Origin of the sequence: Mesorhizobium sp. M7A.F.Ca.ET.027.03.2.1 (assembly GCF_003999175.1) — a bacterium.
GTDB lineage: Bacteria > Pseudomonadota > Alphaproteobacteria > Rhizobiales > Rhizobiaceae > Mesorhizobium.
The window spans coordinates 1-7,557 of record NZ_RZOM01000185.1 but is presented as its reverse complement, the minus strand read 5'-3'; the positions used below and the strand labels follow the sequence as shown (position 1 = coordinate 7,557).

The 7,557-nt window shown below is 61.7% G+C and carries 7 protein-coding genes; 4 read left to right on the top strand and 3 right to left on the bottom strand.

What is annotated here, in order from left to right; translation table 11 throughout:
- Nucleotides 1-202 (top strand): DUF1203 domain-containing protein (locus EN750_RS10910; protein WP_127396420.1); only part of this gene is annotated, 202 nt, incomplete at its 5' end.
- Between the two features lie 234 nt (nt 203-436).
- Here EN750_RS10910 and EN750_RS10905 read toward each other — a convergent pair.
- On the bottom strand, nt 437-1,744 hold the full coding sequence (locus EN750_RS10905) for an outer membrane beta-barrel protein (RefSeq protein WP_127396419.1): 1,308 nt from the start codon (nt 1,742-1,744) through the stop codon (nt 437-439).
- A 206-nt stretch (nt 1,745-1,950) separates the two neighbouring features.
- Complete coding sequence (ald, locus tag EN750_RS10900; protein WP_127396418.1) at nt 1,951-3,066, bottom strand: alanine dehydrogenase; 1,116 nt, start codon at nt 3,064-3,066, stop codon at nt 1,951-1,953.
- A 156-nt stretch (nt 3,067-3,222) separates the two neighbouring features.
- Between ald and EN750_RS10895 the strand changes: the two genes are divergently transcribed.
- Nucleotides 3,223-3,696: an Lrp/AsnC family transcriptional regulator gene (locus EN750_RS10895; protein ID WP_127396417.1), complete on the top strand. Its 474-nt coding sequence runs from the start codon at nt 3,223-3,225 to the stop codon at nt 3,694-3,696.
- Between the two features lie 145 nt (nt 3,697-3,841).
- Here EN750_RS10895 and EN750_RS10890 read toward each other — a convergent pair whose 3' ends face one another.
- Nucleotides 3,842-4,495: a 5-formyltetrahydrofolate cyclo-ligase gene (locus EN750_RS10890; protein WP_127396416.1), complete on the bottom strand. Its 654-nt coding sequence runs from the start codon at nt 4,493-4,495 to the stop codon at nt 3,842-3,844.
- A gap of 163 nt (nt 4,496-4,658) precedes the next feature.
- On the opposite strand from EN750_RS10890, the gene EN750_RS10885 reads away from it, so the two are divergent.
- Together EN750_RS10885 and EN750_RS10880 are read left to right on the top strand one after the other, a co-directional pair.
- The gene (locus EN750_RS10885; RefSeq protein WP_127396415.1) at nt 4,659-5,924 is read left to right on the top strand and encodes an NAD(P)/FAD-dependent oxidoreductase; all 1,266 of its coding nucleotides are present in this window, start codon (nt 4,659-4,661) and stop codon (nt 5,922-5,924) included.
- Nucleotides 5,925-6,070: 146 nt separating this feature from the next.
- A partial coding sequence (locus EN750_RS10880) for a bifunctional 2',3'-cyclic-nucleotide 2'-phosphodiesterase/3'-nucleotidase (RefSeq protein ID WP_127396414.1) occupies nt 6,071-7,557 on the top strand: 1,487 nt, incomplete at its 3' end.

The following is a 7,557-nucleotide window of genomic DNA, read 5'->3' as shown; positions in this document are numbered from 1 at the left end:
GCCCGAGATTCTCGAAAGCCCCGACTACATCGTGCGCGGCTATGGCAGGGATGATCGCATCGTCTATGGCAGCGGCGGCGTCATCCCGACCACGGCAATTGCTGCACGGGCCGAGACGCTGTTCGAACGCGACGAGATCGCCTACGTCCATGTCCGTTCGGCGCGCAACAATTGCTACCAGTGCCGCATCGAGCGCGCTTGAGGCTGAGACTAGCCGCTGGAAACAGTTGTCGTACTGCCGTCGCATATGCGCGATAGAAAGCCATTGTCGATCGATTTGCCGACCGCGGATGAACCGGCGGTAAATCTCGACATCGAGGAAGCGGGGCTTTGGCTCCGCTTTTTTGTTGCCTGCGTTTGGCGCGGAAAGATTCGAGCAATAAAAAAAGCCCGCCGGCATGGCCGACGGGCTGCAACTGTTTGGCTGGAGGGCCTTTTAGTTGAACTTGTACTTCGCGCCGAGACGCACGGTGTGGAAAGAGGAAGTCGAGGTAAGGGTGTCGTCGGGTGCGCCGAATTCCGAAGAAAAGTCCTTCTCGGCGAACTGCGAATAGCGATATTCGAGGCCAACGGTGACATTGCTGGACAGAGCCGTTTCAAGGCCGCCACCAACCGAGAAACCGCTGGAACCCCAGTCGAGAATGTCGCCGATCGGGTCGGAAGCGTTCAGATCGAAATGCTGCCAGCTGTAGCCGGCAAGCGCATAGGCAAGGGTCGATTCGTTCATCTTCATGCCGACGCGGCCCAACACATCGAACCCATAGTCTGTATCGACGTTGATCGATCCGCCGCCGAGCTCCAGTTCGGAAGTCATGCCGGAGTAGCGTGCATCGACCATGACGCCTGCGACCCAGCTGCCGAAGTCATGATCGTAGCCGACGTTCAGTTCACCAAAGGCACCTTCGCCACCGAGACCATTGAATTCTAGGCCGCCGAGCGGCGGAACGTTGATTTGGTGCACGGACGCACCGGCGCCACCAGCGCCGCCGATATAGAATCCGGTCCAGTTGTAGGCTGGCGTCTCGAAGGCAGCGCCGCCGCCGTTCTGTGCACCGAAACGGTAACTGGCCGCGATCTGGAAAGTATGGCGCGAGGTGTCAAGATTCAGGAGACCGTCCGGAACCCCGACGATGCCAGCCTCGGAAAGAAGATCGTCCTTGGTCCCGAAGCCCGTATAGCGATACTCAGTCTTGATCGTCCAATTGCTGTTGATGGCCGTTTCGATGCCACCTCCGACAAAATACCCGCTCTGATCCCAATCAAAGTCGAAGCCGGCGTTCGTATCGAGCTTGTACTTCTGCCAGGAATAGCCACCCAGCACGTAGCCCAGAGTGTTCGGCGTCAAGAGGTAGCCGAGACGCAGGCCAGCGTCGAAACCGTAGGTTTCCTTGATAGAAGCGTCGAACCCCGTAATGTCCAGCGTGGTCTTGATGTTGCCCACGTGAGCGTCCAGCAGACCTCCGATGAGGAACCGGGGCGAGACCATATAGTCATAGCCGACCGTCAGCTCACCATAGACGCCTTCGCCACCAATGCCGTTCAGCGAGACTGGAATAAAATCGCTGCTGAGCTCGTGTACGTTGGCACCGGCACCGACGCCAAAACCAACGTACAGACCGCTCCAGTTAAAGCCGGCAGCTTCTTCTACCGGCTGCACGACGTCTGCTGCATGAGCAGCAGACATCAAAGCCACAGCAGAAACAGCACCAAGAAGAAAAGATTTCGCGGATGTGCGAATGAACATATGCCCGTACCCCAATGAGTAAACCCGGAATGTCTCTAGCAGGGAGTCGGCCGGTACGGGAATGACAAATATGCAACAATGATGAGCAAAGTGCCGTTGCGTCACATCTTTCGACGCCATGCTTTGCCTGAAAAATAGGCTCGCAAGAAAAAACCCGCCGGCATGGAACCGGCGGGCTGGATTGAAAGGAGCTGTTTTCGCGAAAATCAGGCGGCGAGAACGGCTTTCGGCTCGACCAGTTCGTAGCCGAGCGCCTCGGCGACTGCCCGGTTGGTGATCTTGCCCTTGTGGACATTGAGGCCGTTGCGCAGGTGATGATCGTCGACCAGCGCCTTAAGGCCCTTGTCGGCGAGCTGCAGGCCATAGTGCAGCGTCGCGTTGTTGAGCGCGTGGGCCGAAGTGACCGGCACGGCACCCGGCATGTTGGCGACGCAATAGTGGATGACGCCGTCGACCTCATAGGTCGGCTCGGCATGGGTGGTCGCATGCGAGGTCTCGAAGCAGCCGCCCTGGTCGATGGCGACGTCGACCAGCACCGAGCCTTTCTTCATGCCCGACAGCATTTCGCGCGAAACCAGTTTTGGCGCCGCGGCACCCGGGATCAGCACCGCGCCGACGACGATGTCGGCTGAAAAACATTCTTCTTCCAGTGCCTCGACAGTCGAGTAACGGGTGTGGACGCGGCCGGCGAACAGGTCGTCGAGTTGGCGCAGGCGCGGGATCGAGCGGTCGATGATGGTGACATCGGCGCCAAGGCCGGCCGCCATCCTGGCCGCGTGCAGGCCGACGACGCCACCGCCGAGCACGGTGACCTTGCCGGGCAGCACGCCGGGCACGCCGCCCAGCAGCACGCCGCGGCCGCCATTGGCCTTCTGCAGTGCCGTGGCGCCGGCCTGGATGGACAGGCGTCCGGCAACTTCCGACATCGGCGCCAGCAGCGGCAGGCCGCCACGATCGTCGGTCACGGTCTCGTAGGCGATTGCGGTCACGCCGGACGCAAGCAGGCCCTTGGTCTGCTCCGGATCCGGAGCAAGGTGAAGGTAGGTGTACAGGATCTGGCCTTCGCGAAGCTGCGCCCATTCGCTGGGCTGCGGCTCCTTGACCTTGACGATCATGTCCGACCTGGCGAACACCTCGGCGGCCGTCTTGGCAATCATGGCGCCGGCGGCGCGATAGGCATTGTCATCGGCGCCGATGCCGGCCCCGGCCCCGGTCTCGACCAGAACTTCGTGGCCATGGGCGACATATTCGCGGACCGAGCCGGGGGTAAGGCCGACGCGGTATTCGTGGTTCTTGCTTTCCTTGGGGCAGCCGACGCGCATTTTCTTCTCCTGATCCGGCCCTTTTGGGCTCGTTCCCTGTATGGATGGAGTGAACCACGAATCGTTGCGCAGGTGTTTGCGAATGCGCTTGCGTCAACCTGCCGGTTTCGATAATCGTTGCGCGAAATAGCTGGATATTCGCAGGATTCACGAATAATGCCGCTCGACAGGATTGATATCGCCATTCTCGAGGCTTTGCAGAAGGATGGCAGGATCGCCAATGCGGCACTGGCCGAGAAGGTCGGCCTGTCGCAGTCGGCCTGTTCGCGCCGGCTCGACAATCTGGAGAAATCCGGAACCATTCGTGGCTACCATGCCCGGCTTTCCAATGCCGCACTTGGCCACCAGATGACGGCGATCGTGCACATATCGCTGTCGGGACAGTTCGAGAAGACGCTGTCGGATTTCGAGGCGGCGATCAAACGCTGCCCGAACGTGCTGTCCTGTCACCTGATGTCGGGCGAGTACGACTACATCCTGCGGATCGCGGCGAAGGATCTCGTCGACTATGAGCGCATCCACAAGGAATGGCTGTCGGCGATGCCGCATGTGACCAAGATCAATTCGTCCTTTGCGCTACGCGAAATCGTCGACAGGACCGCCATGGGCATGAAGCCGGAAATGGCCTAGGCTGCGTTGATATTCAGGTGATGCCGGCCTGCAAATGGTAGCTCCCTGCGCTTCCGGTGCTCGCGTACGAAAAGTACGCTCCGCTCCCGTTCTCGGAAGCGACCATTTTCGACTCGGCCTGACCTGAATCTCAGCACAGCCTGGACTAACTGGCCTCCGTTACCACCCGGTCCATCGGAATATCGTGCGGTTGCGGGTAGATGGTCGCGATGCGCTGCAATTCGTAGCCGACGCCGATGACCAGCGGCTTGAACGGCATCGCTGCCAGCGTGCGGTCGAAGAAGCCGCCGCCATAACCCAGGCGGTAGTTCTGGGGATCGATGCCGACGATCGGCGAGATGACGATGTCCGGCAGCACCGGATCGCCCTCGGCCGGGATCGGGATGTTCCAGACACCTTTCTCCAGCCGGTCGCCCGCTTTGTAGGCGCGGAAGATCAGCGGGTGCCCCTTCTCGATGACGATGGGCAGGGCGGTGCGGCCGCCGCGTTCGTTTATGGACGCCATCCAAGGCCGCAAATCCGGCTCGCCGCGAAACGGCCAGTAAAGACTGACCATGCGCCCGGCGATCTCGCCAATGATCGCGTCGAGGCCATCGGCGATGCGTTGCGACATTACCGCTCGCGCGTCGGCCGAAACGGCGAGACGCGCAGCGATCAGCCGTTCGCGTTCGGCCTTGCGCCAGCGTCTCACATCGATCCAGTCGCTCGAAGGCGCACGGAATTCCGGATCGAGCTCGTGCATGAAACAGGGCGGCGAAGAATACTGCGCCGGAGCATCGTCGTCACGATCGTTGGCCATGCCTCACCTCATCGCGTGTTCGATGACGCTATACCTCGCGATACGATACAACATGTGCATTCACGACATGGAACGACGAGTCTCGGGCACCGTCCATCTGTTGTTGCATTGCACAAAAATACCTACATCCAGGACAGGCAATCTTGCCATCGGGGTGAACGAAATGAATGAAGCCAGGCATCATGTCGTCGTTGTCGGCGCGGGTTTCGGCGGTCTCGAGTTCACCCGTGCACTTGCTGGCGCTCCCGTGCGCATCACCATGATCGACAAGCGCAACCATCACCTCTTCCAGCCGCTGCTCTACCAGGTGGCGACGACGGCGCTGGCCACCTCCGAGGTTGCCTGGCCGATCCGCCACCTCCTGCGCAAGCGCAAGGATGTGACGACGCTGCTCGCCAATGTCACCGGTGTCGACCGCGCCGGCAAGCGCGTGCTGCTCGATGACAGCAGCGCGGTCGCCTACGACACGCTGGTGCTCGCCACCGGGGCCCGCCACGCCTATTTCGGCCACGACGAATGGGAGCCTTTCGCCCCGGGCCTGAAGACGCTGGAGGACGCCACCAGCATTCGGCGGCGAATTCTGCTGGCCTTCGAGCAGGCCGAGCGGGAGACCGATCCGGCCAAACGCCGGGCGTTGCTGACCATTGCGATCGTCGGCGGCGGGCCGACCGGCGTCGAGCTTGCCGGCACCATCATCGAGTTGGCGCATGACACGCTGCGCGGCGAATTCCGCAACATCGACGCGCGGCAGACGCGTGTGGTGCTGATCGAGGTCGGCGACCGCATTCTGGCCAATTTCGCACCGAAACTTTCCGACTATGCCAGCAAAGCGCTCGAGCGGCTCGGTGTGACGGTCGAGCTTGGCCGGGCCGTCACGCGCTGCGACGCCGAAGGTGTTGTGTTTGGCGATAAGCAACTGGCAGCCCGAACGATCCTGTGGGCAGCCGGCGTTGCCGCTTCGCCGGCCGCTGAATGGCTGGGAGCGAAGGCGGACCGCGCGGGCAGGGTGCTGGTCGAGCCCGATCTGACTGTATCTGGCAGCCCGGAGATTTTCGTCATCGGCGACGCCGCCCTTGTGCTGCGGCCCGATGGCCGGCCGGTGCCCGGCGTCGCGCCTTCCGCCAAGCAGGAGGGCCGACATGTTGCGGCCACCATCAAGGCCAGGCTCGGCGGCGACACGACCGCGCGTCCTTTCCACTACAGGCATGCCGGCGATCTCGCCACGATCGGCAAGCGCGCCGCGGTGATCGATTTCGGCTGGCTCAAGCTGACCGGCCGGGCGGCCTGGTGGCTGTGGGGAGTGGCGCACATCTATTTCCTGATCGGTTTTCGCAACCGGCTTGCGGTTTCGCTGAGCTGGCTATGGATTTATGCGACAGGCCAGCGCAGCGCGCGGCTGATCACCCAAGGCGACGACGACAAGGGCTGATTTCCTCGCCCCGATCGTTCATCGGCACGTCATCCGTTGCTGATCGAGTGGCGGCTTCATGCGCGCGACTTGTTGAATGGACTTAAGCAGGTTTCAGAGCGAAGTTCGCTTCGGGGCAGGGCTTGTCAGTTGTCGAAGGAGAAAACATGTCGCAACTGCTCCATCCCATATCCCGCCGCGATCTCCTTGCGGGCGCCGCCGCAGGGGCACTGATCATGCTGCATCCGTTCTCCGCCCGCGCTCAAGCCAACCAGGCCCATCTCCGGATCATGGAGACCACCGACATCCATGTGAACGTGCTGCCTTACGATTACTACGCCGACAAAACGAACGACACGCTGGGCCTGTCGCGCACGGCGTCTCTCATCGATGCTGTGCGCAAGGAAGCCGTGAATTCGATGCTGATCGACAATGGCGACCTGCTGCAGGGCAATCCGATGGGCGACTACATCGCCTATGAGAAGGGGCTGAAGGACGGCGACCTGCATCCGATCATGAAAGGCATGAACCTGCTTGGCTACGAGTGCTCGACGCTGGGCAACCACGAGTTCAACTACGGCCTGTCGTTCCTGGACAAGGTGCTGGCCGGCGCCAATTTTCCCTTCGTCTGCGCCAATTTGATCCGCGGCACCGAGCTTGCCGCGAACCCGCGCGACGACAAGCTCTATCTCAAGCCCTATGTCATCCTCGACAAGAAGATCAAGGACGGTTCGGGCGCCGAGCAGCCGATCAGGGTCGGCATCATCGGCTTCGTGCCGCCGCAGATCATGGTCTGGGATCTCAAGAACCTCGAGGGCAACGTCAAGACGCGCGACATCGTCGAGGCGGCCAAGGCCTGGGTGCCGCAGATGAAGGAGGAGGGCGCCGACATCGTCCTTGCGCTCTCGCATTCCGGCATCGACGTGAAGCAGGGCGACATGATGGAGAACGCCTCGTTCTTCGTCGCCGGCGTCGACGGCATCGATGCGGTGTTCACCGGCCACCAGCATCTGGTGTTCCCCGGCAAGAAGGATTTTCAGTCGCTCGACGGTGTCGACACGCAAAAGGGCACGCTGCAGGGCAAACCCGCCGTCATGGGCGGTTTCTGGGGCTCGCATATGGGGCTGATCGACCTGATGCTGGAGCGTGACGGGTCGAAATGGAAGGTCGTTTCAGCCACCTCCGAAGCGCGGCCGATCTTCGAACGCCTCGACAACAAGAACAAGCCGACTGTCCCGGACGACAAGCGCATCATCGCGGCCCTCGAACAGGACCACCAGGCGACGCTGGCCTATGTGCGGCGTCCCGTCGGCAAGACCTCCGCGCCGCTTTATTCCTATTTCGCGCTGGTCGCCGACGATCCGTCGGTGCAGGTCGTCAGCCAGGCGCAGACCTGGTACCTCCGGGATATCCTCAAGAACACGCAATGGAAGGATGTGCCGCTGCTGTCGGCGGCCGCGCCGTTCAAGGCCGGCGGGCGCAACGGCGCCGACTACTATACCGACGTGCCGGCGGGCGACATCGCCATCAAGAACGTTGCCGACCTCTATCTCTATCCCAACACCGTGCGTGCCGTCGAAATCACCGGTGCGCAGGTTAAGGAATGGCTGGAAATGTCGGCCGGCATCTTCAACCGAATCGAGCCTGATAAGGC